The 26,228-nt window shown below is 60.2% G+C and carries 24 protein-coding genes; 14 read left to right on the top strand and 10 right to left on the bottom strand.

Annotated features, from left to right (window positions below; genetic code table 11):
* Positions 1-197 precede the first annotated feature (197 nt).
* From ACYVDM_RS14015 to proC, 7 genes are all read right to left on the bottom strand, one after another.
* Entirely contained in the window at positions 198-1,238 is a 1,041-nt protein-coding gene (locus tag ACYVDM_RS14015) for an FUSC family protein (RefSeq protein ID WP_415793625.1), read from the bottom strand.
* Positions 1,239-1,455: 217 nt separating this feature from the next.
* Positions 1,456-2,535 carry a sn-glycerol-3-phosphate import ATP-binding protein UgpC gene (locus tag ACYVDM_RS14010; RefSeq protein ID WP_415793623.1) on the bottom strand — a complete coding sequence of 360 codons (1,080 nt, stop codon included), beginning with the start codon at positions 2,533-2,535 and terminating at the stop codon, positions 1,456-1,458.
* Between the two features lie 42 nt (positions 2,536-2,577).
* Positions 2,578-3,405 (bottom strand): sn-glycerol-3-phosphate ABC transporter permease UgpE, encoded by an 828-nt coding sequence (gene ugpE / locus ACYVDM_RS14005; protein WP_415793622.1) that lies wholly within the window; start codon positions 3,403-3,405, stop codon positions 2,578-2,580.
* 14 nt (positions 3,406-3,419) lie between these two features.
* The gene (gene ugpA, locus ACYVDM_RS14000) at positions 3,420-4,301 is read right to left on the bottom strand and encodes a sn-glycerol-3-phosphate ABC transporter permease UgpA (protein WP_415793621.1); all 882 of its coding nucleotides are present in this window, start codon (positions 4,299-4,301) and stop codon (positions 3,420-3,422) included.
* Positions 4,302-4,384: 83 nt separating this feature from the next.
* Positions 4,385-5,698, bottom strand: coding sequence for a sn-glycerol-3-phosphate ABC transporter substrate-binding protein UgpB (gene ugpB / locus ACYVDM_RS13995; RefSeq protein WP_415793620.1), 1,314 nt, complete (start codon positions 5,696-5,698; stop codon positions 4,385-4,387).
* A gap of 350 nt (positions 5,699-6,048) precedes the next feature.
* The gene (locus tag ACYVDM_RS13990; RefSeq protein WP_415793628.1) at positions 6,049-6,600 is read right to left on the bottom strand and encodes a queuosine precursor transporter; all 552 of its coding nucleotides are present in this window, start codon (positions 6,598-6,600) and stop codon (positions 6,049-6,051) included.
* Positions 6,601-6,704: 104 nt separating this feature from the next.
* The gene (proC, locus tag ACYVDM_RS13985; protein WP_415793627.1) at positions 6,705-7,538 is read right to left on the bottom strand and encodes a pyrroline-5-carboxylate reductase; all 834 of its coding nucleotides are present in this window, start codon (positions 7,536-7,538) and stop codon (positions 6,705-6,707) included.
* A 323-nt stretch (positions 7,539-7,861) separates the two neighbouring features.
* Here proC and ACYVDM_RS13980 point away from each other — a divergent pair, with 323 nt between their 5' ends.
* The 5 genes from ACYVDM_RS13980 (at position 7,862) to ACYVDM_RS13960 (ending at position 12,710) form a co-directional block, all read left to right on the top strand.
* Positions 7,862-8,977 (top strand): branched-chain amino acid ABC transporter substrate-binding protein, encoded by a 1,116-nt coding sequence (locus ACYVDM_RS13980; protein WP_415793619.1) that lies wholly within the window; start codon positions 7,862-7,864, stop codon positions 8,975-8,977.
* 106 nt (positions 8,978-9,083) lie between these two features.
* Positions 9,084-10,010, top strand: coding sequence for a high-affinity branched-chain amino acid ABC transporter permease LivH (gene livH, locus ACYVDM_RS13975; RefSeq protein ID WP_415793617.1), 927 nt, complete (start codon positions 9,084-9,086; stop codon positions 10,008-10,010).
* Positions 10,010-11,245 carry a high-affinity branched-chain amino acid ABC transporter permease LivM gene (locus ACYVDM_RS13970; RefSeq protein ID WP_415793616.1) on the top strand — a complete coding sequence of 412 codons (1,236 nt, stop codon included), beginning with the start codon at positions 10,010-10,012 and terminating at the stop codon, positions 11,243-11,245. The genes livH and ACYVDM_RS13970 overlap by 1 nt, the downstream gene beginning before the upstream one ends.
* Complete coding sequence (gene livG, locus ACYVDM_RS13965) at positions 11,242-12,009, top strand: high-affinity branched-chain amino acid ABC transporter ATP-binding protein LivG (protein ID WP_460475408.1); 768 nt, start codon at positions 11,242-11,244, stop codon at positions 12,007-12,009. The genes ACYVDM_RS13970 and livG overlap by 4 nt, the downstream gene beginning before the upstream one ends.
* Positions 12,009-12,710, top strand: coding sequence for an ABC transporter ATP-binding protein (locus tag ACYVDM_RS13960; protein ID WP_415793614.1), 702 nt, complete (start codon positions 12,009-12,011; stop codon positions 12,708-12,710). The genes livG and ACYVDM_RS13960 overlap by 1 nt, the downstream gene beginning before the upstream one ends.
* 531 nt (positions 12,711-13,241) lie before the next feature.
* Here ACYVDM_RS13960 and ACYVDM_RS13955 read toward each other — a convergent pair.
* Positions 13,242-13,853 carry a glutathione S-transferase family protein gene (locus ACYVDM_RS13955; RefSeq protein ID WP_415793638.1) on the bottom strand — a complete coding sequence of 204 codons (612 nt, stop codon included), beginning with the start codon at positions 13,851-13,853 and terminating at the stop codon, positions 13,242-13,244.
* 214 nt (positions 13,854-14,067) lie between these two features.
* Here ACYVDM_RS13955 and ACYVDM_RS13950 point away from each other — a divergent pair, with 214 nt between their 5' ends.
* Entirely contained in the window at positions 14,068-15,213 is a 1,146-nt protein-coding gene (locus tag ACYVDM_RS13950; RefSeq protein WP_460475419.1) for a PQQ-dependent sugar dehydrogenase, read from the top strand.
* A gap of 121 nt (positions 15,214-15,334) precedes the next feature.
* On the opposite strand, the gene ACYVDM_RS13945 is transcribed toward ACYVDM_RS13950, so the two are convergent.
* Positions 15,335-15,709, bottom strand: coding sequence for a DUF423 domain-containing protein (locus ACYVDM_RS13945; RefSeq protein ID WP_415793465.1), 375 nt, complete (start codon positions 15,707-15,709; stop codon positions 15,335-15,337).
* Between the two features lie 326 nt (positions 15,710-16,035).
* Here ACYVDM_RS13945 and ACYVDM_RS13940 point away from each other — a divergent pair, with 326 nt between their 5' ends.
* Together ACYVDM_RS13940 and ACYVDM_RS13935 are read left to right on the top strand one after the other, a co-directional pair.
* Positions 16,036-16,413 carry an RpnC/YadD family protein gene (locus ACYVDM_RS13940; protein WP_415793466.1) on the top strand — a complete coding sequence of 126 codons (378 nt, stop codon included), beginning with the start codon at positions 16,036-16,038 and terminating at the stop codon, positions 16,411-16,413.
* A 319-nt stretch (positions 16,414-16,732) separates the two neighbouring features.
* Positions 16,733-18,175, top strand: a complete 1,443-nt coding sequence (locus ACYVDM_RS13935; RefSeq protein ID WP_415793467.1) for an MmgE/PrpD family protein — start codon at positions 16,733-16,735, stop codon at positions 18,173-18,175.
* Positions 18,176-18,223: 48 nt separating this feature from the next.
* Here the strand turns inward: ACYVDM_RS13935 and ACYVDM_RS13930 are convergent, their stop codons facing one another.
* On the bottom strand, positions 18,224-19,144 hold the full coding sequence (locus tag ACYVDM_RS13930) for a LysR family transcriptional regulator (RefSeq protein ID WP_415793468.1): 921 nt from the start codon (positions 19,142-19,144) through the stop codon (positions 18,224-18,226).
* Between the two features lie 167 nt (positions 19,145-19,311).
* Here ACYVDM_RS13930 and ACYVDM_RS13925 point away from each other — a divergent pair, with 167 nt between their 5' ends.
* Genes ACYVDM_RS13925 through ACYVDM_RS13900 form a run of 6 tightly spaced genes read left to right on the top strand, consistent with a single transcriptional unit; the run spans position 19,312 to position 26,197 of the window.
* On the top strand, positions 19,312-20,331 hold the full coding sequence (locus ACYVDM_RS13925; RefSeq protein ID WP_415793469.1) for a tripartite tricarboxylate transporter substrate binding protein: 1,020 nt from the start codon (positions 19,312-19,314) through the stop codon (positions 20,329-20,331).
* Positions 20,332-20,333: 2 nt separating this feature from the next.
* Positions 20,334-21,713: an MmgE/PrpD family protein gene (locus ACYVDM_RS13920; RefSeq protein ID WP_415793470.1), complete on the top strand. Its 1,380-nt coding sequence runs from the start codon at positions 20,334-20,336 to the stop codon at positions 21,711-21,713.
* An 11-nt stretch (positions 21,714-21,724) separates the two neighbouring features.
* Positions 21,725-22,531 carry an N-acyl homoserine lactonase family protein gene (locus ACYVDM_RS13915; RefSeq protein ID WP_415793471.1) on the top strand — a complete coding sequence of 269 codons (807 nt, stop codon included), beginning with the start codon at positions 21,725-21,727 and terminating at the stop codon, positions 22,529-22,531.
* 46 nt (positions 22,532-22,577) lie between these two features.
* On the top strand, positions 22,578-23,978 hold the full coding sequence (locus tag ACYVDM_RS13910; RefSeq protein ID WP_415793472.1) for an MmgE/PrpD family protein: 1,401 nt from the start codon (positions 22,578-22,580) through the stop codon (positions 23,976-23,978).
* Between the two features lie 43 nt (positions 23,979-24,021).
* Entirely contained in the window at positions 24,022-25,374 is a 1,353-nt protein-coding gene (locus tag ACYVDM_RS13905) for an MmgE/PrpD family protein (protein WP_415793473.1), read from the top strand.
* Position 25,375: 1 nt separating this feature from the next.
* Positions 25,376-26,197 (top strand): N-acyl homoserine lactonase family protein, encoded by an 822-nt coding sequence (locus ACYVDM_RS13900; RefSeq protein WP_415793474.1) that lies wholly within the window; start codon positions 25,376-25,378, stop codon positions 26,195-26,197.
* Positions 26,198-26,228: the final 31 nt, after the last annotated feature.

The following is a 26,228-nucleotide window of genomic DNA, read 5'->3' as shown; positions in this document are numbered from 1 at the left end:
GTGGCATCGAGGCAAGCCGAGGCGGCGGGCCTTTTGAAAAACGGGCAGTCCCCGTAGGGGACCGAGGCCCCTGGTCGGGCCGAGCCGTTTTGATTAGGCCCGCCGCCTCGGCTTGCCTCGATGCCACGACGCGTTTAGAACCCAGCCCGTCGCAAAACGCCCTCCGCGACAACAGCAAACGCTGCCACAACAAACGCTCAAGACCGAGCCGACTTACGCAACCACGGAAAACTGAGCAAGCGCGCCAGTTCAACCAAAAGCATCCCCACCACAATGCCGTCCAATCGATCGATGCCTCTTTCCACATTAATGTGGGCGTACGAATCGGGCACCATCAGTACCAGATACACCAGAGAGAACTGCGTGCCGACATACGCAAAACTGCGCCCACTGTTTTCGATATGCCTGCCGAACAAAACGCCTAGCGACATTCCCAACGTGAACGTGATCCAACTGGGTCCAAACACCAGCACCATGATCCCGGCGACCATAGCGCCCGCAAGGCAACCCAGAAAACGGTGAATATTTTTCGTGCGTACGGTTTTGCCGAGTGGCATGGGCGAACTCAGCGGCACCATCATCACGACAATGATCGTAATCGCCGCCTGGCTGAAAGACTGCACATCCATCCAACGCCCCAGAAAAGGCGTCAACGCCAAAGCTAAACCCGCCTGCGCCGCATGAGATATCGCGTTCTGCGAGGGCAGTGGTTGCAGAGTAGGGTCAACCTTTGGCGGTTCGGAAGACACACGAGATGCGGGCACAGCGGAAGGCGTCGCTGCCGCTGCCGCCAAACGAGAGCGTACGGTCAGCGTAGACAACATGCTGACAATCACGCTCGCACACGTCCCCGCCGTTACCTCCAGAATGCGCGTCGTCGCAAAAACAAAAACATCCACCGCAGGATGCTGTAGCGCATCAAGCGCCACCATGGCAAACGTCAGACTCGCCAGCAGCCACGCATAACTATAGACGCGTGTCATCGCACAATAAAGCGTAGCCGTTCCGACCAATGCTATCGACAAACTCACCCACAGATCAGAGTTCTCGACCACGCCGGCCAAAAGACAAGCGGCACCCGCTCCGACCAGCGTACCCAAGACGCGCAAAGCCCCACGGGTCAATGTCGCCCGTAGCTGTGATCGCATCACCAGATAGCCACTGAATGCCGCCCAGCCCGCATTATGCGCACCAAGCAGATGCGCAAAGGCAATAGCCAGACACACGGAAGCCAGCATCTCAATCTCGTCCAAAAACCGCGGCAACGATCGCGACGGTCTCAAGAAATCATGAGTAAGCTCGCCAAGCAGTGTCCTGAAACGAAGAAAAAAATCGGCAACAAACCTCACAGTCGGCGCACCCCACTTGGAAAAGCGGATCATCACAGACGGCAAACACCGCAACGAAAAAACCAACTCTGCCACTAAAGAACCGCCAACCCACGCAAGAACCGCGCTAAATCCGACGCCCCGTTTCAACGTCGAACCAATGCAGATCATGCTTGCCATCGCTGCCGAACTGAAGCCTATCGCCAGGATTCACCGGAGTACCCGCCAAGAGATTCGTCGGACAGCGGACAACCATCGGGGCCTGACCGCAGCGCGCATGCAAGAGTTGCTCCGAGCCCAGTGTTTCCAGCATCTCCACTTCAACAGGAAACCCCGCCGTATTCAGCGTGATGTGCTCCGGGCGGATGCCCAGAATCACTGACGTACCACGAACGGAGGCGGGCACCTGATCGCCCGCGATTTGTAATAAGACGCCATCTTGCGTCTGGATCGTGCCCTCGGCCGAAATATTGACCGTCAATAGATTCATCGGCGGCGAACCAATAAAGCTCGCCACAAACGTCGACGCCGGCTTTTCGAAAACCTCCATCGGCGTGCCGATTTGCTCTGGGATGCCCTGGTTCATCACAATCATTCGGTGCGCCAGCGTCATCGCCTCCACCTGATCGTGCGTCACATACAGGCTCGTCGTGCCCAGACGGCGGTGCAGCTTCATGATCTCCAGGCGCATCGCCACACGTAGCTTCGCATCCAGATTCGACAACGGCTCGTCGAACAAAAATACCTTCGGCTCGCGCACAATCGCGCGGCCCATCGCCACGCGTTGGCGTTGGCCACCCGACAATTGGCGCGGGCGGCGATCCAGCAAATGCTCCAATTCCAGAATGCGGGCCGCGGCCTGCACGCGCTGGCGGATATCCTCCTTCGACAGCCTGCGGATCTTTAGCCCGTACGCCATGTTGTCGAACACACTCATGTGTGGATACAGCGCATAGTTCTGGAACACCATCGCGATATCGCGTTCCGCCGGCTCCAGGTGATTCACCACCTGGCCATCGATCAGGATCTCGCCGCTCGTCACCGTCTCCAGGCCTGCGACCATGCGCATCAGCGTTGACTTGCCGCAGCCCGACGGGCCGACGATCACAATAAACTCGCCGTCCTCGACATCCACATCGACGCCGTGGATCACCGCCACATTGCCGGCGTAGGTCTTCTTGATATTGCGAAAGCTCAGGGTTGCCATGGATGTTCTTTGCGTAAGCGGTTGCCAGAGAGGGCAGCACGGTTATTTTTCGGTATCGACCAAGCCTTTGACGAACCATTTTTGCATCAGGATGACCACCAGCACCGGCGGAATCATCGCCAACAGCGCCGTCGCCATCGTGATATTCCACTCCGTCACACTGTCGCCACCCGCGATCATGCGTTTAATGCCGATCACCACCGGGTACATATCTTCTTTTGTCGTGATCAACAGCGGCCAGAGATACTGATTCCAGCCATAAATAAACTGAATCACAAACAGCGCCGCGATACTCGTGCGCGACAGCGGAAGCAGCACATCGCGGAAAAACCGCATCGGCCCCGCGCCATCAATCCGGGCCGCCTCCACCAATTCGTCCGGGATCGTCAGAAAAAACTGTCGGAACAAAAACGTTGCCGTCGCCGACGCGATCAGCGGTAGGGTCAGGCCCGCATAGCTATTGAGCAGACCCAAGTCCGCCACGACCTTGTATGTGGGGGCAATACGCACCTCGACCGGCAGCATCAGCGTGACGAAAATCATCCAGAAGAAAAACATGCGGCCGGGAAAGCGAAAGTACACCACCGCAAACGCCGAGAGCAGCGAGATCGCGATCTTGCCGATCGCAATCGCCAGCGCCATGATCAAACTGACCATCAGCATTTTGCCTACGCCTTCGCCCATCAGCGCGCGCGTATAGTTGTCCACGAGATGCGGTCCGGGCAACAGTGACATCGGCGCCGACGCGACCTCTTGGGCCGTCTGCGTCGACGCCACAAACGTCACGTACAGCGGAAAGGCGACGATCGCGACACCGCACAGCAGGATGAGGTGGGCCAGGATGTCCAGCCAGGGACGGCGTTCAACCATAATGCTCTACCTTTTCAGTACTGGACCTTGCGGTCGATATAGCGGAACTGCATGACCGTCAGCGCGACGACGATGAACATCAGGATGACCGACTGCGCGGCCGACGAACCCAGGTCCAGGCCGTTAAATGCATCGCTATAGACCTTGTAGACCAGGATGGAGGTCGACGTGCCGGGGCCGCCTTGCGTGGTTGTGTCGATCACGGCAAAGGTGTCAAAGAACGCGTAAATCACGTTGACGACCAGCAAGAAGAACGTCGTGGGCGATAGCAGCGGAAAGACAATTGTCCAGAATCGTCGGGCGGGCGACGCGCCGTCAATAGCGGCGGCCTCGATCAGCGAGCGCGGGATCGACTGCAGGCCAGCCAGGAAAAACAGGAAGTTATATGAGATCTGTTTCCAGACGGCGGCAATCAGTACCAGGATCATGGCCTGATCGCCGTCCAGGCGCGGATTCCAGTGGATGCTGAGTTGCCCGAGCGCGACCGCCAGGATGCCAACCGACGGCGAAAACAGAAACAACCACAGCACGCCGACCACGGCCGGCGCCACGGCGTACGGCCAGATCAGCATCGTCTTGTACAGACCGGCGGCGCGGATGACGCGGTTGGCCATGACGGCCAGCACGAGCGAGACGGCCAGCCCGACAAACGCCACCAGCGCGGAAAACATCGCGGTGACGCGGAACGAGTCGAGATACGCGTCTTGATTGAACAGATCAATAAAGTTGTCCAGGCCAACGAACTCGGTGGATAAGCCGAAGACGTCTTGGAGTTGGGTCGATTGCCACAGGGCCTGGCCCGCGGGCCAAAAGAAAAATATCAGCGTGATCGCGATTTGAGGCGCTAGCAGCAGATAGGGTAGGGTCTTGTGCCGAAAGACAACGCGTTTTTCCATGGGGCAAGACCCTGATCAATTGATAACGAGGCGTGGCAATAAAAACGGCGGTCTTTGGTGAAAAAGACCGCCGTTCAACGAGATTACTTCACGCTTTTTTCGAACTTTTCGAGCAACTCGTTGCCGCGTGTGACCATGGTCTTGATGCCGTCTTGGGCACTGGTCTTGCCGGCCATGATGCGTTCGATTTCTTGATCTTCGATTTCACGGATTTGCGGCAAAAAGCCCAGGCGCACGCCGCGCGATTGCGCGGTGGTGGCGACGTTCAGCTGTTGCACGCCGATTTCGGTGCCGGGGTTTTTGTCGTAAAAGCCGGATTTCTTGGTCTGCTCGTAGGCGGCCACGGTGACGGGCACGTAGCCGGTTTGCTGGTGCCAGCGAGCGGCGATTTCCGGGCTGGCCAGGAAATGGAAGAACTTGGTCACGCCCTTGTAGACCTCGGGCGATTTCTTGGCGAACACCCATAGCGACGCGCCGCCGATGATGGTGTTTTGCGGTGCGCCCTTGACGTCCGCGTAGTAGGGCAGGGTCGAGGTGCCGAATTCGAACTTGGCGTTCTTGGCGATGTTGGCGCGCATGCCGCTTGATCCCGTGATCATTGCGCATTTGCCGCTGATGAACAGCGAGTTGGGCTGATCGCCGCGTCCACCATACGTAAAGATGCCTTCCTTGGCGAGCTTGGCCAGGTTATCCAGGTGTCTGACGTGCAGTGGGGTGTCGATGGCCAGACGCGCGTCCACACCGCCAAAGCCGTTGTCTTTGGTGGCATAGGGCACGTTATGCCAGGCGGAGAAGGTTTCCAACTGTGCCCAGGACGGCCAGGACGTGGTGTAGCCGCACTCTTGGCCGGCGGCCTTGAGTTTCTGGCCTACGTCGGCGAGCTCTTCCCAGGTCTTGGGGGCTTTTTCGGGATCCAGGCCGGCTTTTTTGAAGGCGTCTTTGTTGTAGTAGAAGACGACGGTCGAGCTGTTGAACGGCATGGAGATCAGCTTGCCCTCTTGGGACGAGTAGTAGCCCGCGACCGCGCCGATGAAGGCTTTGGGGTCGAGCGGCTTGCCGGCTTCTTCGGACATCTCCTGGACCGGCTTGATCGCGCCCTTGGCGTACATCATGGTGGCGGTGCCGACCTCGAAGACCTGCAGCACGTCCGGCGCATTGCCGGCGCGAAAGGCGGCGATACCGGCGTTCATCGATTCGCCGTAGGTCCCCTTGTAGACCGCGTTGACGTTGTAGTCGGGGTTCTTTTCGTTGAATTCTTTGACGAGCTCGTTGACGCGCTCACCCAGAGCGCCTTCCATGGAGTGCCAGAACTGGATGTCGGTGGCGGCATAGACCGATGAGGTGGCCAGGGCCGTCAGGACGGCGGCAAAAGTGAGGGCTAGGTGTTGCGGTCTCATGGATAATTCTCCGGTTTGCGTGTAGATGTGGCCGAGGATTGTGGCCGCAAGAAACACGACACCTTATGTAGAGGACATGACAGAAGCGTGACTTTTACATCACGAACTGGCACTGTCAAATACACGTCGCATTTCGTGAGGCAATGTCAGGTCTTGTTGCGGCTGAGCGACAAGGGGGGACTTCATTTCACCCAGGTGGATTTTGTCTCGGGTTTTAGGTTTTATATCGGGCGCTGTATCGGGCCATGTTGCGATCATGGCCGGTTCGGGTCAATCCGGCCTGATCTGTCAGGTGATGGTCAGTCGGGATTTAGCCGACCCGGGCGTCGTCAACCCCGATCGAAGACATATTACGCGCGTTGGTTGACAGAAGGCGTATCGAGGGGCTCGGGGCGCGCCAGATTCCACATCAATGCACGAAATGGGGCCAGCATCGTCAAATTGACGGCCAGCTTGATAGCGAGGTCGCCGAGCATCCAGGTGACCCAGGGCGTGCCGGTGGCCGCAAAGGCCACGCTAAAGAATATGGCGGTGTCGAGCAGTGCGCCCACGGTACCGGACAACATGGGCGCGACCCACCAGCGCTGGTCGCGCAGGCGATCAAAGACCTGGATATCGGCCAACTGGGCGCAGATATAGGCCAGACCCGAGGCCATGGCGATACGCGGCGAGGCAACCCAGATGGAGACAATCAGGGCGAGCGCGAAGCCCACCCAGGCGACGCGGCGCGCGGCGCCTGGCCCAAAGCGGCGATTAAGAACATCGGTGACGAGGAACGCGATGGGATACGACAGGCCGCCCCAGGTCAGCCAGTCGTTGAGCGGAACCTGGACGAGGATGTTGGATCCCACCACGATCAGGCCCATGCAAAAAACGGCCATGGCGAATTGGCCGGGCGTCATGGCCTGGAAGGCGCGGAATTTTTGGTGGCCTGGCTCAATCGGGTGAGTGGGCGTGGGAGGGGACTGGGGATTGCTGGCGTTCATGGCGGAGGTTGCGGGTTTGTCTACTGGCCGAATTCGTCGGCGAGCTCGCGCGAGCGTTGCGCGGCGGCTTGCATGGCCTGCTGTACGGTGTCGCGCAGGTTGGCCTGCTCGAAGACTTGCAAGGCGGCGTACGTGGTGCCGCCTTTGGAGGTGACGCGTTCGCGCAGCACCGAGGGGGGCTCGGCGGCTTGCTCGGCGAGCTTGGTGGCGCCGGCCAGGGTGCCCAGGGCCAACTGGCGAGCCTGGTCGGGAGTCAGGCCGACGGCGACGCCGCCCGCGATGAGGGATTCGATAAATAGGAAGACATAGGCGGGGCCACTGCCCGAGAGGGCGGTGACGGCATCCAGGCCGGCATCGTCGGCGACCCAGACGACTTGGCCGACGGAGGCAAGCAGGCTTTCTGCAAGCGCGCGACCAGCCGCATCGACGCCGGGCAGCGCGATCAGGCCCGAGACGCCCGCGCCGACGAGGGCAGGGGTGTTGGGCATGCAGCGCACCAGGTTTTGCCAGGGCGCGCCGGGCTCGCCCAGCCAGTCGGCCAGGGTGCCGGCGCGGATGCCGGCGGCGACGCTGATGATCAGGGTGTCGGGTTGCAGCCAAGACCGAGTAGCGGCGACGACCTCGCGCATTTGCTGGGGCTTGACAGCGTAAAGCCAGATCTTGCAGGCCCTTAGGGCGGCATCGGGCGCGGCGGCGGCGGTAGCGCCGCGCTGGCGCCAGGCGTCCTGGACTGCAGCGTTCGGATCAACGACGTGCAGGTTACCCGCCGGGCAGATGTTGTCGGCGAGACCGGTGGCCAGGGCGGTGGCCATATTGCCGCCGCCAATGAAAGCAATAGAGAGGTCGGGATTCATAGCGTGATTGTAGCCGTCGGCGCCGGTATTAGCCGGACGGGCCTGCGCGTTTTCCCTTGTTTGACGGGGTTTGACAGCTTCGCGTAAGTAACCGGGCAGATACTTGCGCGCCACTTTGTCCTTTGTGATGTGTCCCTGGATAGGATGCTTTGCATCATATTGGGGAATACTCGAAGTGACAGGGTCTGGGGCAGCTTTCAGAATACCGCCCACGCAGTACTTTTGCCCAAGAAGCCGGCAATGTGCGTCCAGGTTCCCCGGGTATCCCCCACAGGGGCTTGTGCCGTACAAAGCTGTCCATCCCTATCGCCGGAGAATATCGAATGAAGCTTCTGCACCGTGTGAACCCCATCGCCCTGGCGATTGGCTCGTTGTTGTTGGTGGGAGCTGCCCATGCGGCCGACACCATCAAGATCGGCATGCCTCAGCCCATGACTGGGCCAAATACCCAATATGGCACCCAGATCCAGGCCGGCGCCTTGACCGCGATTGAGACGATCAACGCGAAAGGCGGCGTCAAAGGCAAGAAACTCGAAGCCATTCTGATTGATGATGGCTGCGAGCCCAAGCAGGCCGTTCCGGCGGCCAACCGTGTGGTCAACTCTGGCGCCAAGTTCGCCGTCGCCCACGCGTGCTCGGGTGTGACCGTGCCTGCCGTGAACGTCTACGAACAAGAAGGCATCGTGGCCATCACCCCGGGTGCTACGTCGCCACTGGTGACGGACACGACCAAGCCGCATTTCTTCTTTCGCACGATTGGTCGCGATGATCAGCAGGGCCCGTACGCGGCGAACTACATCGCCAAGACGCTCAAGCCCAAGAAGGTCGCCGTGCTGCACGACAAGCAGACTTACGGTTCGGGCGTGGCCACGCAGGTCAAGAGCAGCCTTGAAAAAGAGGGCGTGAACGTCGCCCTGTTCGAAGGCATCAACGTGGGCGACAGCGACTATTCGGCCGTGATCACCAAGCTCAAGTCCTCGGGCGTGGACCTGGTGTATTTCGGTGGCTATCACCCCGAACTGGGTTTGCTGTTGCGTCAGTCGCGCGAACAGGGCCTGGACGTTCAGTTTATGGGCCCCGAGGGCACGGCCAACCAGGATCTGGTGGCGATTGCCGGTCCGGCCATCGAGGGTTTGCTGGTCACGTTGCCGGCTGACTTTACCAAGATGCCCGGCAATGAAGGCATTGTGAAGGCCTTCAAGGACGCCAAGCGCGATCCGGACGGCGCATTCCAGATGCCGGCTTATGCGGCGGTGCAGATCTTGGCCCAGAGCATCGAGGCCGTGGGCGAGGATCCCGAAAAGGTCGCTGACTATATGCACAGCAACACGTTCAACACCGGTATCGGCAAGGTCGAATACGACGAAAAGGGTGACTTGAAGGACTTTGAGTTTGCCGTCTACAAGTGGGACAAAGACGGTAAGAAAACCCAGCTGTAAACACGCGATGCCCCGGCTATCCGCCGGGGCTTTATCGTACGCCCAGGTTTCCGGCTCCGGGTTCATTCAACCGGGGCCGGAACTATTTGGAGCATAGGTAATATCCATGTCAGACTTTATCCCCCAACTTACCCAGCAGATCTTTAACGGTCTGTCTCTGGGCGCGATCTACGCGTTGATCGCCATCGGCTACACAATGGTCTACGGCATCATCGGTATGATCAACTTTGCTCACGGCGAGATCTATATGATCGGCGCGTATGTGGGCCTGGTCACCCTGACCGCGATTGGCACCGGTAGCGGTTTGCCTTTGCCGTTCATGGTGGCTGCCATGTTGCTGGTGGCGATTGCGGTGACCGGCGTCTATGGTTTCAGTGTCGAACGCGTGGCCTACCGGCCGGTACGCGGCAGCCAACGGCTGGTGGCGCTGATTTCCGCTATTGGTATGTCGATTTTTCTGCAGAACTGGGTGGCCCTAGGGCAGGGCGCGCGCGATATGGCCGTGCCCTCGCTGATATCCGGGTCCGTGCAGTTTCATATGGGCTCGGCTTTTGACGTCACGCTGCCGTATTCCCGGATCATGATTATCGTGGTGACGGTGTTGTTGATGGTGGCGCTGGCGCTGTTTATCAAACACTCGCGCATGGGTCGTGCGTCGCGGGCATGCTCGCAAGACATGCACATGGCCAATCTGCTGGGTATTGATACGAACCGCGTGATTTCGTTTACCTTCATTCTGGGTGCGATGCTGGCGGCGGTGGGCGGTGTGTTGATCGCGATCACGATCGGCAAGCTCAATCCGTTTATCGGTTTTCTGGCCGGGATCAAGGCGTTTACGGCGGCGGTGCTGGGCGGCATTGGCAGCATCCCCGGCGCGATGTTGGGCGGTGTGCTGCTGGGCTTGGCGGAGACGCTGGCAGCGGCCTATATCTCGTCTCAGTACAAGGACATCGTGGCCTTTGGGCTGCTGGTCTTGATTCTGCTGTTCCGCCCGTCGGGACTGCTCGGCAAACCTGAAGTGGAAAAAGTCTGATGGCCAAGCACACCCTTAAAAATGCGGTGATGGCGGCCTTGATGACGGCCGTAATCATGATGCCTGTGTTTGGGCTGAAACTGGTACGCCAGGGCGCTCAAACCCATATTGACCCCCGCTGGGATCTGGTGGCCTGGGCTGCCGCGGCGGTTTTTGTTTTTCAATTGCTTCGCCCGTGGCTGGCGATTCCGTTCCGGCGCTTGAAGACCAGTATTCCGGTGTTGCCGGCCGCGCCGACCAAGGGACGTAAATGGCTGATCGTGCTGCTGATCGCGGTGGCGGTGATCTGGCCGTTTTTCAGCGGCCGCAGCTCGGTGGATATCGCGACGCTGGTGCTGATCTATGTGATGCTGGGCCTGGGGCTGAACATCGTGGTGGGCTTTGCGGGCCTGCTGGATTTGGGCTTTGTGGGTTTTTACGCGGTGGGCGCCTATACCTATGCGTTGCTCTATCACTGGGCGGGCTGGGGTTTCTGGGAGGCGCTGCCTTTCTCCGGCCTGGTGGCGGCGCTGTTCGGCTTTGTGCTGGGCTTCCCGGTGTTGCGTTTGCGCGGGGATTATCTGGCGATTGTGACGCTGGGCTTTGGTGAAATTATCCGCTTGTTGTTGATCAACCTGAATTTCCTGACGGGTGGTCCGGACGGGATTTCGGGTATTCCCAAGCCAACGGTGTTCGGTTTCGAAATGACGCGCCGTCCGAGCGAGGAGGGCACGCAGACGTTTCACCAGTTGATGGGCTGGACGTTTGATAACCAGCACATGGTCAACTATCTGTATTTGATGGCGCTGGCGTTGGCGTTGGTGACGTTGTTTGTGTCGACGCGCCTGATTCGGATGCCGGTGGGTCGCGCGTGGGAGGCGTTGCGCGAGGATGAGATTGCGTGCCGTTCGCTGGGGCTGAATCCGACGCGCATCAAGCTGTCGGCATTTACGCTGGGGGCGATGTTCGCGGGCTTTGGTGGCGCATTTTTTGCGGCGCGCCAGGGGATGGTGAACCCGGAGTCGTTTACGTTTATCGAGTCGGCGCTGATTCTGGCGATTGTGGTGCTGGGCGGTATGGGTTCGCAGGTCGGGGTGATTCTGGCGGCGATTGTGCTGACGGTGTTGCCTGAGGTGGCGCGCGAGTTTGCCGAGTACCGGATGCTGTTGTTCGGCTTGGTGATGGTGTTGATGATGATGTGGCGTCCGCAAGGGTTGTTGCCGATGAAACGTCCCCATGTGGAGTTGACCAAATGAGTGAAGCCTTGTTGAAAGTTTCGGGCCTCACGATGCGGTTCGGCGGTTTGCTGGCCGTCGATAGTGTGGGTTTCGATGTCCATCGCGATGAGGTGTTTGCGATTATTGGACCGAATGGTGCGGGCAAGACGACGGTGTTTAACTGCGTGGGCGGCTTTTATAAGCCGACGGGCGGCGACATCATGATGGATGGCAAGTCGATCAACGGTTTGCCGAGCCACAAGGTGGCGCGCCACGGTTTGGTGCGCACTTTTCAGAATGTGCGTTTGTTCAAGCAGTTGACGGTGCTGGAAAATTTGCTGGTGGCTCAGCATACGCAGGTGGAGTCGCGTTTGTTGCCGGGCCTGTTAAAGCTGGGGTCGTATCGACGATCTGAGGCCGAGGCGCTGGATCGCGCGGCGCAATGGCTGGATTTTATGGGCCTGCGCCAGTATGCGAACCGGGAGGCGGGCAATCTGGCGTATGGTCACCAGCGTCGTCTGGAGATCGCGCGCTGCATGATTACGAAGCCGCGTTTGTTGATGCTGGATGAGCCGGCGGCGGGCCTGAATCCCCATGAGAAGCGCGATCTGCAGCAGTTGATTGATCAGTTGCGTCGGGAGTTTGGCGTGGCGGTCTTGTTGATCGAGCACGATATGAGTTTGATTATGGGCATTTCCGACCGGATCCTGGTGATGGAACACGGCAAGCCGATCACGACGGGTACGCCGGAGCAGGTACGTAGTGATGAGCGCGTGATTAAAGCGTACCTGGGGGAAGAGTGATGCTGAAGCTGGAGAATATTCATACTTTTTACGGTGCGATTCAGGCGCTCAATGGTGTGTCTGTGGAGGTGAATCAGGGCGAGATCGTGACGCTGATTGGCGCGAATGGCGCGGGCAAGACGACGCTGCTGATGACGGCTTGCGGGAATCCGCGGGCCAAGGAGGGCACGATTACATTCGAGGGCGAGGATATTACTCACAAGGATACGCATCACATTATGCGTAGTGGGATTGCGATTTCGCCTGAGGGTCGTCGTGTGTTCAAGGATTTGACGGTTGCGGAAAATCTGATGATGGGCGGCTTTTTTTTGAGCCGCCAGGAGATCGAGGCGGGCCTGGATCATGTGTATACGCTGTTCCCTCGATTGAAGGAACGGGCGTCGCAACGTGCGGGGACGATGTCGGGCGGAGAGCAACAGATGCTGGCGATTGGCCGGGCGTTGATGACGCAGCCGAAGCTGTTGTTGCTGGATGAGCCGACGCTGGGTTTGGCGCCGCTGATCATTGCGCAGATTTTCGACATTATCCGCACGATCCGCGAGCAGGGAGTGACGGTGTTTCTGGTGGAGCAGAACGCGAATAAGGCGCTGCAGGTGGCGGATCGCGGTTATGTGCTGGAGAACGGTCGCGTGGTGCTTCAGGATACGGGGGCCAACTTGCTGGTTAACGATGACGTGCGTAAGGCTTATCTGGGGGCTTAGGTAGGTGGGTTTTTGCGTGGCGTTGTGGGTTCTTTCGTTGCGGCGTTTGCTGTTGTCGCGGGACTGCGTTTTGCGACGGGCTGGGTTCTAAACACGTCGTGGCATCGAGGCAAGCCGAGGCGGCGGGCCTAATCAAAACGGCTCGGCCCAACCAGGGGCCTCGGTCCCGCTGCGCGGGACTTCCCGTTTTTCAAAAGGCCCGCCGCCTCGGCTTGCCTCGATGCCACGACTGGTCGTTAGTTATCAGACTGGGTCGTTGACTTGGGGCGCTTGAGGGTGTGGGGCCTCGACTTATTTACGGGTGTGCCTGTAGCGCGGGATGCTGTATTACCAGCATGCGTGATGTTGGGAACATTGCGAGCCAGGGGTCAGCGTATTGGGCCCCGCCGGCCCTTTGAGGCTCGGGAAGTCCCGCGCAGCGGGACCGAGGACGCCCGCATGCGCCCGAGCCGAGGCGATGGGCCGGCGGGGCCCAATACGCTGACCCCTGGCGTCGAAAGAACCAACACCCCCACCCAAGCAAACTACTGCTTACAACCCTTCGGCTTTGAGGGCGCTCTGGACGCCTTTGTCGGATTGCATACGGGCGAAGAAGGTGCTCAGGTTGTCTAGGCCTGAGAGGTCGATTTCTTTTGCGTGGGCCCAGCGCAGGACGACATACAGGTATGGGTCGGCGATGGTGGGTTTGTCGCCGGTTAGGTATTGTTTGCCGTCGAGTTGGGTGTTGAGGATGGTGAACATGTTGCGCAGGGCGGCTGCGGCGTTGGTGCGGATTTCGGCTTGGGCGGCTTCGTCGGCGGTGTAGCGGGCCGCGCCGAAGATGAGGGAGAAGGTGCGGTGTACGTCTGCGTTGATGAAGGCGAGCCAGCGGCGGACTTGGGCGCGGGATTGTGGGGTGTCGTCGCCGAGTAGCTGGAGTTGCGGGGCGCGTTCGGCCAGGTATTCGAGGATGGCGACGTTTTGGGTGAGGGTCATGTCACCGTCTTGTAGCGCGGGTACTGCCCCCATGGGGTTGATGTCCAGGTAGGCGGGCTGTTTGAGCGCGTCGCGGGCGACAAGCTGGGCTTCGTAGGGTTCGCCCATCCATTCCAGGGTGATGTGGGCGGCGATCGAGCAGGCGCCGGGCATGTAGTAGAGTTTCATGGTGATGAGTCTCCGGTTGGTCGCTGTGGGTGTGCGTTATTACGATGGCGCATGTCTATATTGCCATTTGTACTTGTTATGGTACGCCTGTCTGGTTGCTTTTTTGGCGTCCGTTCTTTCCTCCTTTTCTTCCTGTCTTCGGCGCTGTTGGTTTGGCTCAGTGGGGATTTACATGTCTGAAATATTTGCGGGTGTTGCGCGACGGTCTGTGGTGATGGCTTTGGGCCGAGTGGGTGCGGTGTTGGTGGCGATGGGAACTGGGCTGTCTCAGGCTGAGGTTTCTATTGAGGCGCCGGCGCCGACGAAGGGTGAGGTTGAGGTGACGGAGGTCGCGACGGGGCTGGAGCATCCCTGGTCGGTGGCGTTTTTGCCGGATGGGGGGATGTTGATTACGGAGCGGCCGGGGCGGTTGCGTCGGTTGGATGGGCAGGGCAAGTTGTCTGAGCCGTTGGCGGGTGTGCCAAAGGTGTGGGCGAATGGGCAGGGCGGGTTGTTGGATGTGGTGTTGTCGCCGGATTTTGGGTCTGACCGTTTGGTGTATTTGTCTTATGCGGAGGTCGGCGATGACGGTAAGGCGGGGACGGCGGTGGGGCGTGGTCGGTTGTCGGAGGATGGGCGGGGGCTGGAGGATTTTGGGGTGATTTTCCGGCAACAACCGAAGTTGTCGACGGGGAATCATTTTGGTGGCCGGATGGTGTTTGGTCGTGATGGGTTGTTGTTTGTGGCTTTGGGAGAAAACAATCAACGGCCGACGGCGCAGGATTTGGATAAGCACCAAGGCAAGATTGTGCGGATTGGGGCGGATGGGTCGGTGCCGAAGGACAATCCGTTTGTGGGGCGTGCTGATGTGTTGCCCGAGATCTGGACGTACGGGATGCGTAATCCTCAAGGGATGGCGCTGAATCCGTGGACGGGTGAGCTTTGGGAGAGTGAGCACGGGCCGCGCGGCGGGGATGAGGTGAACGTCATTGCGCCGGGGAAGAATTACGGTTGGCCGTTGGCGACGTATGGGATTAATTATTCGGGTTTGCCCATTCCGGAGGCGAAGGGCAAGACGTTGAGTGGTGGGCAGGGGCCGTTGTATTGGTGGAAGAAGTCGCCGGCAATTAGCGGGATGGCGTTTTATGATGCGGACCGTTTTGCGGCGTGGCAGGGGTCGCTGTTTATTGGGGCGCTGGCGGACGAAACGTTGATTCGGCTGCAGCTAAAGGATGGGAAGGTGGTGGGCGAGGAGCGTTTGCTGCAGGATGAGGATGCGCGGATTCGCGATGTCCGTCAGGGGCCGGATGGCTATGTGTATGTGTTGACGGATGAGGATGACGGCAAGCTGTTGCGGCTGGCCCCGGCGGAGGTGAAGTAGGCTGCTGCGCGCTGTTAGGATCGAGATGATCGGTACTGCGGTTGTCAGTGCTGTGATTGTTGGCGTAGCGAGGGCTGAGGCGGCGATTGCAATCGCCGCCTAGGCGTCAGGAAGGTGCAATTTACGCCGCGCGCCAGGCGGCCCAGGCGACTAATGCCCAGGACACAAGGAAGGCGACGCCGCCAATCGGGGTGACGATGCCTAGCCAGCGCGTGCCGGTGAGGGCCAGGATGTACAGGCTGCCGCTGAAGAGAACGATGCCGACGAACATGATGAGGCCCGCAGTAGTAAAGAGGCTTGCGCCGTAGCGGGCGGCGAGTAGGGCGACGATGAATAGGCCGAGGGCGTGGATCAGGTGATAGAGCACGCCGGTTTGCCAGACGGCGAGCAGGTCGGCGCTGATCATTTGTTTGAGGCCGTGCGCGCCAAAGGCGCCCGCGCCGACGGCGGCGATCATGTTGAGGGCGGCCAGGATGATGAGCTGGCGGTCGGTCATGGGGGCGTCCTTAGTGATGTCGAGATGATGATGCCGAAGTGGAACCGGTTGTTGGTGACCGATGGCTGATTGTCGGTCGCTGATAAGCGATTATCGGTGATAAGGGAAAATAAAGTCTGTCGACAGCACTTGAAGCCTGTATTTACTGTTTCATCAGAAGGATTCATCGCCCGAGGTACTACGGGTTCAGGGCGTATCGTAGAGGGCTCGCTTAACCGCCCTCACGAAATGCTTTATGGCCCAACGCCCGGACTACGATAGTGTCTGGAAAGACGCCTTGTCTGCGTATTTCCCCGAATTCATGCAGATGCTTCGTCCGGATACGCATGCCCAAATGGGGATTCACGCGCGATAATAGGCGTACGCTATTTCGGGTCATCGATGCCATGCTGTATCTGCCAGATGACCTAGAACCCGTATTCGAAGCCGCTGTCATTCAAATCGAAGAGGAACACCAGATGACTTACGTGACCAGTATCGAGCGCGTGCGGCTCAAGCGCGAACGCGCTGAGGGCTTGGAAAAAGGCCGGGAAGAAGGCCAAATTAAAGGCGCTTCTGGGCTGCTGACAATGCAAATCACCAGTAAATTTGGCATGCTGCCAGATTGGGCGCGCGCTCGCATCGTCGAGGCCGATGAAGTCACGTTGAACCAGTGGGCACTGCGTATTCTGCAAGCTGAACGTCTCGAGGATGTGTTTTCCTGAGTCGAGATTGCGCCCGTCGCTAGGCGGGCTTGGATGTCATCGTCAGGCTATGGCGTACCCGTTCGGACCCCATGTGCCGGTCTTGTCGACGTAGCTGCACGATCAACTCATTGCTGAACTGAGATCATCTCTATTGTGACGCGTCGACCGTAGATCGTGGATATGTCCTCCCTTTAGTATTCCTGCAATAGCGAGTCTCGCTCGCATGGCGGCTACCCGTGTTCGACGCTTATGTCTACGTGGCCCTGTCAATGCGATCGAATGCGCTATGGAATCTAATCAGGGTCACAGCATGGGGCCCGCAGCTGGAGTATCTGGTGTGGACGATTTGGACTCGTGGAAGGTGCTTGCACGCGAACATCGCGGCATTACTCAGGAACTTGCCGCTTTTATCGCAGGGCTCCAAGCGTCGGACGTAACGTCGCAAAGTCGCGACGTGTTGTCGAAGGCCTTGATCGACGCATTGGGCTGTGGTCTGTATGGGTTGACTACGCCGTGGGGCCGAATCATGGCCGATTTCGCGCGCGAGCAGCAAGGGCCCGCCGAGGCGGCGTTGTGGGGCGGCGGCGTACGGGTCAGTGTGGGTAACAGCGTATTGTCCGGCGGCACGGCAATACACAGTTTCGACTTTGATGATCATAGCCGTGCGAAGATTCATCCAGGCGCACTGGTCGTGCCGGTGGCGTTGGCCCTGGGTGAGCGCGAACGGGTGACCGGGAACGTGATTCTGGCGGCCATGGCCGCGGGTTATGAGACGATGAATCGCGTTAGCCAAGCAGCCAATCCGAGCCGGACACGCATGCGTGGCTGGCATCTTACCGGAACCACCGGCACGCTCGCCGCCGCGGCGACCGCGAGTGTCATTCTTGGACTGGACGCGACCACAACGGCGAGTGCGCTGGGCTTGGCGGGCACTCAGTCCGCAGGTACGTGGGCATTTACCGCTGATGGGGGTATGAGCAAGCGCATGCATCCGGGTAGATCGGCCCAGGCGGGTGTCATGGCGGCACTGTTGGCGCAGCGTGGCTTCGAGGGGCCTCGCTACATCCTGGAGGCGGAAGATGGGGGGCTGCTGTTTGGCATGTCCGATACACCACGGCCGGCTTTATTGACTGAGGGGCTGGGTACCCGCTGGCATACCGACGAAACCTGCTTCAAGCCACATGCGTGTTGCGGTAGCAACCACGCCTGCGTCGATGCGGCACTGGCGCTGATGCGAGAGCATAAGCTCGATTTAGCCGATATCGATCGCATCGTGGCGGGTGTCGCGAGGGTGGTGAACACGCAGACGGGTTTTGTTTATAGAGCCGATTCGGTACTGAATGCGCAGATGAGTCTGCAGTACAACATCGCCGTGGCATTGTGTGATGGCCAGGCTTATCTGGAGCAATTTACGCCCGAACGTATTGTCGAGAAACAGGTTGTCGCGCTGGCGAGTCGGGTCGAGATTGAGATCGATCCCGCCATTGATCAGGCCTATCCCGAGATCTACGGGGGCAAGGTGACGCTTGTGACGCGTCAGGGTCAGACGCTGGTGCGCCAGGTCGATTATTCGCGGGGCATGCCGGAGAATCCGATGTCGCACGCGGAGATCGAGAGCAAGTATTTGTCGTTGGCAACGGCGGCGATTGGGGCTGATGCCGCCGCCGATATTTTGGCGCTGGCCAATACGCTCTTTGACGCGGCGTCGGTGAATCCGTTGGCAAAGCTGCTGGCGCAAGCGTCGGTGACGCCAAGTACGGAATCGTTCGTTGCTGCGTGATCCTGTAACGGATACGTCTATTGCGGCGTGATCCGACAATGACTCCATTCACTGTAATGTGATTTTGTCCCAGTCGGGATCGCTGGGAATCAGGTCGCGCAGAAAGTCGACAAAGGCGCGAACCTTTGGCGATAGATTTCGTCCGGGCAAGTAGACGACCGAGACAGGTGGGCCGATGCCAGCGTAGTCGGTCAGGACGCACTGTAGTTTGCCTTCACGAATCGCCTCGGCGGCGATGAAGTTGCTGATCATGGCGATGCCCAGGCCGGATGTGGCGGCTTCGAGCAGGGATTCCGCATTGTTGAAGTTGAGGCGGCCGGACACGGTTTTGCTGAAGGGTTTTCCGTCGTGGACGAATTGCCATTCGCGATAGCGTCCCGTATGCATCAGGACGTAGGCGAGGCAATGGTGCCGGTCGAGTTCGTCCGGCGTGAGGGGTGCGCCGTGACGCGCGAGGTATTCGGGCGAGGCGCAGGCGACGAAACGCAGGTTGCACAGTCTGCGTGCGATGAGGCGGGCGTCGGCCGGCTCGCCGATGTGTACAGCTGCGTCGATGCCTTCGTAGGCGAGATCGACCGTCCGGTCGCTGAGTTCGGCGTCCAACACCAGGGCGGGATGCTGTTCGATGAATTGACTGAGCGCGGGCACGATGACGCGCCGGCCGAAGCCCACAGGCATATGCACGCGTAGCCGGCCGTGTGGGCTGGATGTGGCGCGATTCAACACGTTTTCGGCATCTTCGATCTGCGCCAATACCTGCAAGCAATGCTCGAAGAAGCTGGCGCCATCGTTGGTCAAGCCCACCGAGCGTGTCGTGCGGTGAAGCAGCCGTACGTTGAGTTCTTGCTCTAACCGCGTGATTGCTTTGCTGACCGCGGATGACGTCAGGCCGAGCCGTTTGGCGGCCTCGGTAAAGCTTCGAGTTTCGGCGACTCGCACAAAGACGCGCAAAGCGTTCAGGTTTTCCACGCGGTTGTCTCCTGGTTTTCTGGTGAACTAGTTTAGTGAATTTGATTCACTAGTATTTTGAATTTTTAGTAATTGATCTGTTTTTATAGCGTAATTAGACTGCAGACATCAATAAATACTTAAACGCGCAAGCACTGCAGGCACGTGTTAATCGGGAGACAAAAGTGGTGTGTGGATCCGGAACCAAGAGCACGGCCTCCTTGATGTGGGCGGGGCGAGCCCTCATCGCCGCATTGGCGCTATTCCTGTGCGGCGGCGCCGCGCAGGCGGCGGCAGAGTCGGCAGGATCCTTTCCGGCTCGTCCCGTGACGCTGATTGTGCCGTTTCCGCCGGGCGGCGGTACCGACATTTTGGCGCGGCCCCTGGCGCAGCGGTTGGGCGAATACTGGGGTCAGTCGATGGTGATCGAAAACCGCGGCGGAGCAGGGGGCAACGTAGGTGCCGCGACTGCGGCACGGTCCGCATCGGACGGCTACACCTTGCTGTTCACCCCGGTCATCACGCTCGCCGCCAACCAGAGCCTGTACAAATCGGCTGGGTACGACGCCGTGCGCGATTTCACCGCCGTCACGATGTTGGTCAGCACCCCGAATATCCTGGCAGTGCCGTCGTCTCTGCCGATCAAAACCGTGAAGGAATTGCTGGACTATGCCCGTGCCCATCCCGATGAGTTGAACTTCGCTTCGCCGGGCAACGGTACGCCACCCCACCTGGCCATGGAGATACTCAAGCGCATGGCCAACGTCAAGATCACACACGTGCCTTATAAGGGTACCGGTCCCGCCGTCACCGATCTGATCGCCGGACGGGTTCAGGCGATGATGGTCAACGCCCCGGTGGCACTGCCGTATATGAAATCCGGCCAATTGCGCGGACTGGCCACCACCAGCGCGAAGCGACCGTCTTCGGTCGGCGATCTACCCACACTGGACGAAAGTGGCCTGAAGGGCTATGAGGCTGACACATGGTATGGCCTATTCGCGCCGGCCGGCACGCCACACGCCATCGTTGCAAAAATCAACGCCGACGTAGCCCGAGCATTGAATTCGCCTGACATCAAGACGCTTTTCGCCGAGCAGGGCGCTGAGGTGGTGGGCGATAGCCCCGAGTCGGCTTCCGCACGGGTGAGCGACGACGTGATCAAGTGGCGCGATGTCATCAATGCCATCGGCCTTCAGGTGGATTGATCGTGCAGGCTTTATCCACAGTTTCCCGCAAAGCAGACACATCTCCACTGACCGTGGTCCTGGGACGTTTCGTCGCCGATGTGCGGGCCGAACACCTGCCTTCGGATGTGACGCGGGCTGCATCTTTGCGCGTGCTGGACACATTGGCGGCAGCCGCCAGCGGTGTGCAACAGGGCACTCATCTGGGGCTGTTGGCACTACTGCCTGGCGATGGCCCGAGTCCTATCTGGGGTACCGCAGTCGGACGCAGCCTGCGCGATGCCGTCATCATCAATAGCGCGGTGTCGCATTCCACCTATTTCGAGGATGGTTGCCGTTACACCGGCGGGCATCCCTCATCGGCGCTGATCCCGGCGGCGTTCGCGCTGGCCTGTGAGCGCGGGGTGTGTGGCGCAGAGCTCGTCGCTGCCATCGTCGCGGGATACGAGGTCTTCCTGCGCCTGGGGCGTGCCATCTATCCGTCTACGGTCGAGCGCGGCTTCCAGAGCACGGCAATTCTGGCGGCGCCCGCGACGGCGGCGGCTGCCGCCGTGTTGCTGCGCCTGCCCGCTGACCGGGCCGCGCATGCCATCGCCATCGCTTGCAGCCACGGCGCGGGCCTGAAGATGGCATTGAAGAATGCGGGCAGCCAACCTCTGCAAGTCGGCCGCAGCAGCGAAGGCGGCTTGCTGTCGGCTTTGTACGCCGCGCAGGGAGCCGACGGCGTCCCCGAGGTGATCGAGCAAGGCTTCTTCAAGGCCTACGCGGCCAACGCGCGAGCTGACCTCGTAACCCATGAGTTGGGTCTGGAATGGGGCATCGGACAGACCTACCTGAAGATGCATGGCGGCTGCCGCGGCAACCACGCGCCGGTGGATACGGCGGTGGCCTTGACGCGTGAGTACGGCGTGGTGCCACGGGACATCGTGTCCATGGATGTGCGGGTGGATACCGTCACGTTGGCTGCCGAGGTAGCCGCGCCGGCCAACGCCGACCAGGCCAGGTTTTCTATCGCGTTTTCCATCGCGGTGAGGCTGCTCAAGGGCGACGCCATGCCCGCGCGCTACACCGATGCCACGCTGCAAGACCCCCAGGTGCGCGCGTTGATGGCACGCATCCGGGTGAGCGCCGACACCGCTCTGGATGCCGGGTTTCCTGACAGGCGCGGCGCGGTGATCCGTGTGTGCACTACCACTGGAAACCAACTGGAATACGCGCTGGACCGTGCGCTGGGCGAGCCGGAGCAGCCCTATGCGAACGATGACGTTGAACGCAAGTTCGACCTGACTGCGGGCACGCTGTACGGCGCATCCGCGGACCGGATCAAGGCGCTCGCGATGTCACTGCCGTCGCTGCAGGACGTCAAGGCACTGAACGACCTGTTGCAAGCCAACCCTACCTGATGAAGACACAGATGAGCCATACGACATTGCCCGACTACGAGGTTTATGCCATTCGCTACGGCACGCGCGATGCCAAGCGAACCAATAACTTTATTGGCGGCGATCCGCACGATGCGCCGATGCCCATGGACTATTACCTGTGGCTGGTGCGCGGCGACGGCCGGGAGTTCGTGGTCGATACGGGCTTCGGCGCCGAGGTCGCGAAAAAGCGCGGCCGCACGCTGTTGCGCCATCCGGCCGAAGGCCTGGCCCTGCTGGATGTGGACGTGGACACGGTCGAGGACGTGATCATCACGCATCTGCATTATGACCACGTGGGTACGTTCGACAGTTTCCCGGCCGCGCGTTTTCATTTGCAAGACGACGAAATGTACTACGCCACCGGCCGTCATATGCGCTATCGGCAGTTCAATCACGGTTATGAGGCGGACGAGGTAATTGGCATGGTGCGTCTGGTCTACAAAGACCGAGTGTGCTTTCACAAGGGAAGCGCCGACCTGGCTCCGGGGCTCAGCATTCACCGCATCGGCGGCCACACGCATGGCCTGCAATGCGTGCGCGTGCACACCAAGCGCGGCTGGATCGTGCTGGCGTCGGACTGCAGCCACTACTACGAGCATTTCGAAAAGAAGCGCGCCTTCACCACCGTGTTCCATGTGGGTGAAGTGATCGACGGATACAACAAGCTCGACATGTTGGCCGACAGCCCGAAGCACATCGTGCCCGGCCATGATCCTCTGGTCATGCAGCGCTATCCCGCAGCCTCCGACAAGCTGGCCGGTATCGCCGTCCGCCTCGATGAAGAGCCTACTTACTGATGTATTCCCCGATCCGCAAACTTGTTCAATTAGCAAAGGCATTCCGATGAGTAGTTCGCAACCTCCGCTTCTAACAAACGCCACTCGCGACCTGGCTCGTTTCGCCGCGCAGCTGCGCTACGAGGATATTCCCACCGAGGCCGTGGACCGCATGAAGACCAGTCTGCTCGACAGCATCGGCTGCTGCCTGTACGGGGCGACTCTGCCGTGGACCCAGCGTGTGCAGGCCATGGCCGAGGCCGAACAAGCAGCGCCCGTGGCCAGCCTGTGGGGCAGCGGCCGCAAGACGTCGATTGCCAACGCAGTACTGGTCAATGGCACAGCGGGGCATGCTTTCGAGCTGGACGACATCCATAAGGAATCGATCGTGCACGCGGGCTCGATCGCCGTGCCGGTGGCCTTGGCCTATGCCGAGCGCGACGGCAACTGGAACGGGCGCGACCTTATTGTTTCCCTGGTGGCCGGCTACGAAATCGGCACGCGTGTAGGCAATGCCGCCACCATGAGTCTGTTCTACCGCGGCTTTCATCCGCAAGGCACCTCCGGCGTGTTTGTGGCGGCGGCATCAGCGGGCAAGGCGCTCAAGCTCGACGCGGACCCCATGCAGCATGCCCTTGGCATTGCGGGCTCGCAGGCCGGCGGCCTGATGGCCGCGCAGGAAGGCGCCATGGTCAAACGTTTCCACGCCGGGCGCGCCGCGCAGAGCGGCGTGTATTCGGCGGAACTTGCCAATCGCGACTTCACCGGCATCGTCGATGTCCTGGAGGCCAGCTATGGCGGCTACCTCAGCTCGTATTCCGACAAGCCTAACGCCGCGCGCCTGACCGATGGCCTGGGCGACGTCTGGGAAACCGCAAAAGTGGGCTATAAGCCGCACGCCAGTGTGACCAGTATCCACGCCGCGCTGGACGCACTGACGCATATCATGCGGTCCAACGACTTGAAGGCGGCTGACTTGGCCTCGATCCGAGTCGGGGTCAGTCACATGACCTATGTGCACTGCGCCTGGGAATACAAGGCGCAAGGCGTGACGGCCGCGCAGATGAACCTGTACTACGGTCTGGCCGTGATCGCGCACGATGGCGTGGCCTTCGTCGATCAGTACGACGAGAAGCGCCTCTCCGATCCAGTGCTGCTGGACCTGGTTGCGCGCATCCAGGCCTACGAAGACGCGGAGATCGAGGCCATGGGTCCGGCGTTTCGTCATGCCGCCACGGTCACGGTAAAGACGCGCGACGGTCGCGAGTTGACCCACCGCATCTTGAACCGGCGCGGCAGCCCCGAGAACCCGATCTCTGCCGACGACGTGGAATACAAGTTTCGCAATGTCGTCCGTTCCTGTCTGTCGGCGGACAAAATCGATCGCCTGGTGGAGTTGGCCAGGCGGCTGGACACGCTGTCCAACCTGGACGATTTGATTTCCATCGTGAGCGCGCCCCGCGCCTGACTTTTTCTTCTATTACTGCCCTTCAACACATCACAAAACCACCATGCCAAAAACGATCGCTGAACAACTCGCCTCACATTTCTTCAAATTCAACTACGACGCCCTGACGCCGGCGACCCGTACAGCGGTCAAGCGCCTGTTGCTGGACTACCTGGGAGTGGGTGTGGCGGGCAGCCAGACCGGTAGTGGCAAGGTTGCGCGCGAGTTCGCTACGTCTACCGGCGGGTTCGAACAGGCCACCCTGATCGGCGACGGCCGCCGCGTACCGGCCATGCAGGCCGCGCTGGCCAATGCGATTTCCTCTCACAGCGTCGAACTGGACGACATTGACGTCCTGGCGCTGTTTCATTTCAGCCCCCCCGTGTATTCGGCGGCGCTGGCCACGGCCGAGCAGAAGGGCAAGGACGGCCGCGCCCTGGTGACTGCGTTAGCGGCCGGCTGCGAAATGATGGAACGCCTGAGCAAGGCGGCCAACAATTCTCTGCGCAATCGCGCCTACCACACCACGCCCACTTGCGGAATCTTCGGTGCCACGATTGCTTCCGGCCTGTTGCTGGACAATAGGGAAGAACAGATCGTGTCGTCGCTAGGCCTGGCGGGCGCGCAATCGGGTGGCCTGATGGAAATGTACGGCCCTTCGATGCAGAAACGATTTAACCCCGGCCCAGCCTCGCGCAGTGGCGTGACCGCTGCCGCCATGGCCAATCTGGGTTTTACCGGCGCGGCCACCATTTTTGAAGGTGAGCGCGGCTGGCTGGCGGCCTTTACCGATACGAGCGACGCTGCACAACTGACACTCGACCTGGACAAGCCTTACCAGTTGGACATCGAGTTCAAGCCCTACTCGTGCGCGCGTCCGATCCATAACGCCATCGACTGCGCGCTCGATATCCGCAAGAAGCATGCGCCCGACCTGAACCGCATCAAGAGCATGACCATGGCGCGTCATTCCGACTGGGCGCTGTACCACCAGAATACCCAGCCTCAGACTTATCATGAGGCGCAGGTAAGCCTGCCGTACTCGGTGGCGGTTGCTTTCACCGATGGTCAAGCACTGTTCCCGCAGTACAACAACGCGCGCTTGAAAGAGCCCATGCTGATCAGGCTTTCCGAAATGCTCAAGATCACTGTGGACGACACGCTGCCGCGCGGCGTGTCGTGCAAGCTGACAGTGGAAATGGAAGATGGCGCCAAGTACGTGTCGCAGGTCGACTATCCCAAGGGCTCGATCCAGAATTCCATGTCCGACGACGAACTACGAATCAAGTTCGACAGCCTGACGATCCCGGTGATCGGCGCGTCGCGCTCGGCCGAGGCGGCCGATATGGTGGCGAATATCGAACAGTGCAAGGATATCGGCCTGTTGATGCGCCTGCTGGCGCCGGCGGGAAACTGACATGAGCCAGGTTCGGACGGCCGGGGAACTGCCCTTGTACGAGGTGTACGCGCTGAAGTACGCGACACGGGCGGCTCGGCGTTGCGCGAATTTCGTTGGGGGAGATCCCCACGACGCGCCCATGCCGCTGGATTACTACGTCTGGGTCGTGCGCAATCGCGAGCGCCTGGTCTTGGTGGACACCGGCTTTTTCCAGGACATGGCCGACAAACGCCATCGCACCCTGTTGCGCACGCCGACCCAGGCGCTGGAACTGATCGGTATCAAAGCGGCCGATGTGCGTGACATCGTCATCACCCATATGCACAACGACCACGTTGGCACGTTCGACGCCTGGCCCAGTGCGCGCTTCCATTTGCAGGACGCCGAGATGGATTATGCGACGGGCCGACACATGGCGTGCGAGGTGCACAAACGAGCCTACGAGCCTGACCACGTAGCGGGTTTGGTCCGGCTGGTCTACGGCGATCGCGTCGCGTTTCACGACGGCGACGACGACATCGCCCCCGGCATCAGCGTGCACCGCGTGGGCGGCCACACGGCAGGGTTGCAGGTGGTGCGAGTGCATACGGCGCGGGGCTGGGTCGTGCTGGCGTCCGACGCCAGCCATTTCTATGAGCATATCCAGCAGCGCCGCAGCTTCACGTTGGTGTTCCACATGGGCGATCTGTTCCAGGGCTACGCGCGTATCGAGGCGCTGGCGCAGTCACCCGACCACATCATTCCCGGCCATGACCCGCTGGTGATGGAGAAGTATCCGCCCGCAAGCCAGGAACTAGCCGGGATCGTAGCGAGGCTGGACGTGCCGCCGATAAAACAGTAGCCACTGGATTCGGCCGGCAATCAACCATAAA

Source organism: Bordetella tumulicola, from assembly GCF_054779135.1.
This window is presented reverse-complemented; position numbering and strand designations above follow the sequence as displayed.

Bases quoted from the DNA above. Each gene is read 5' to 3' on its own strand.
- proC (WP_415793627.1), bottom strand. From the start codon at position 7,538: ATGAATCCCGACCTCTCTATTGCTTTCATTGGCGGCGGCAATATGGCC.
- ACYVDM_RS13945 (WP_415793465.1), bottom strand. From the start codon at position 15,709: ATGACCGACCGCCAGCTCATCATCCTGGCCGCCCTCAACATGATCGCC.
- ACYVDM_RS14015 (WP_415793625.1), bottom strand. From the start codon at position 1,238: ATGCTGGCTTCCGTGTGTCTGGCTATTGCCTTTGCGCATCTGCTTGGT.
- ACYVDM_RS13915 (WP_415793471.1), top strand. From the start codon at position 21,725: ATGAGCCATACGACATTGCCCGACTACGAGGTTTATGCCATTCGCTAC.
- ugpE (WP_415793622.1), bottom strand. From the start codon at position 3,405: ATGGTTGAACGCCGTCCCTGGCTGGACATCCTGGCCCACCTCATCCTG.
- ugpB (WP_415793620.1), bottom strand. From the start codon at position 5,698: ATGAGACCGCAACACCTAGCCCTCACTTTTGCCGCCGTCCTGACGGCC.
- ACYVDM_RS13940 (WP_415793466.1), top strand. From the start codon at position 16,036: ATGCCCAAATGGGGATTCACGCGCGATAATAGGCGTACGCTATTTCGG.
- livH (WP_415793617.1), top strand. From the start codon at position 9,084: ATGTCAGACTTTATCCCCCAACTTACCCAGCAGATCTTTAACGGTCTG.
- livG (WP_460475408.1), top strand. From the start codon at position 11,242: ATGAGTGAAGCCTTGTTGAAAGTTTCGGGCCTCACGATGCGGTTCGGC.
- ACYVDM_RS13980 (WP_415793619.1), top strand. From the start codon at position 7,862: ATGAAGCTTCTGCACCGTGTGAACCCCATCGCCCTGGCGATTGGCTCG.
- ACYVDM_RS13970 (WP_415793616.1), top strand. From the start codon at position 10,010: ATGGCCAAGCACACCCTTAAAAATGCGGTGATGGCGGCCTTGATGACG.
- ACYVDM_RS14010 (WP_415793623.1), bottom strand. From the start codon at position 2,535: ATGGCAACCCTGAGCTTTCGCAATATCAAGAAGACCTACGCCGGCAAT.
- ACYVDM_RS13950 (WP_460475419.1), top strand. From the start codon at position 14,068: ATGGCTTTGGGCCGAGTGGGTGCGGTGTTGGTGGCGATGGGAACTGGG.
- ugpA (WP_415793621.1), bottom strand. From the start codon at position 4,301: ATGGAAAAACGCGTTGTCTTTCGGCACAAGACCCTACCCTATCTGCTG.
- ACYVDM_RS13955 (WP_415793638.1), bottom strand. From the start codon at position 13,853: ATGAAACTCTACTACATGCCCGGCGCCTGCTCGATCGCCGCCCACATC.
- ACYVDM_RS13905 (WP_415793473.1), top strand. From the start codon at position 24,022: ATGCCAAAAACGATCGCTGAACAACTCGCCTCACATTTCTTCAAATTC.
- ACYVDM_RS13910 (WP_415793472.1), top strand. From the start codon at position 22,578: ATGAGTAGTTCGCAACCTCCGCTTCTAACAAACGCCACTCGCGACCTG.
- ACYVDM_RS13900 (WP_415793474.1), top strand. From the start codon at position 25,376: ATGAGCCAGGTTCGGACGGCCGGGGAACTGCCCTTGTACGAGGTGTAC.
- ACYVDM_RS13990 (WP_415793628.1), bottom strand. From the start codon at position 6,600: ATGACGCCCGGCCAATTCGCCATGGCCGTTTTTTGCATGGGCCTGATC.
- ACYVDM_RS13960 (WP_415793614.1), top strand. From the start codon at position 12,009: ATGCTGAAGCTGGAGAATATTCATACTTTTTACGGTGCGATTCAGGCG.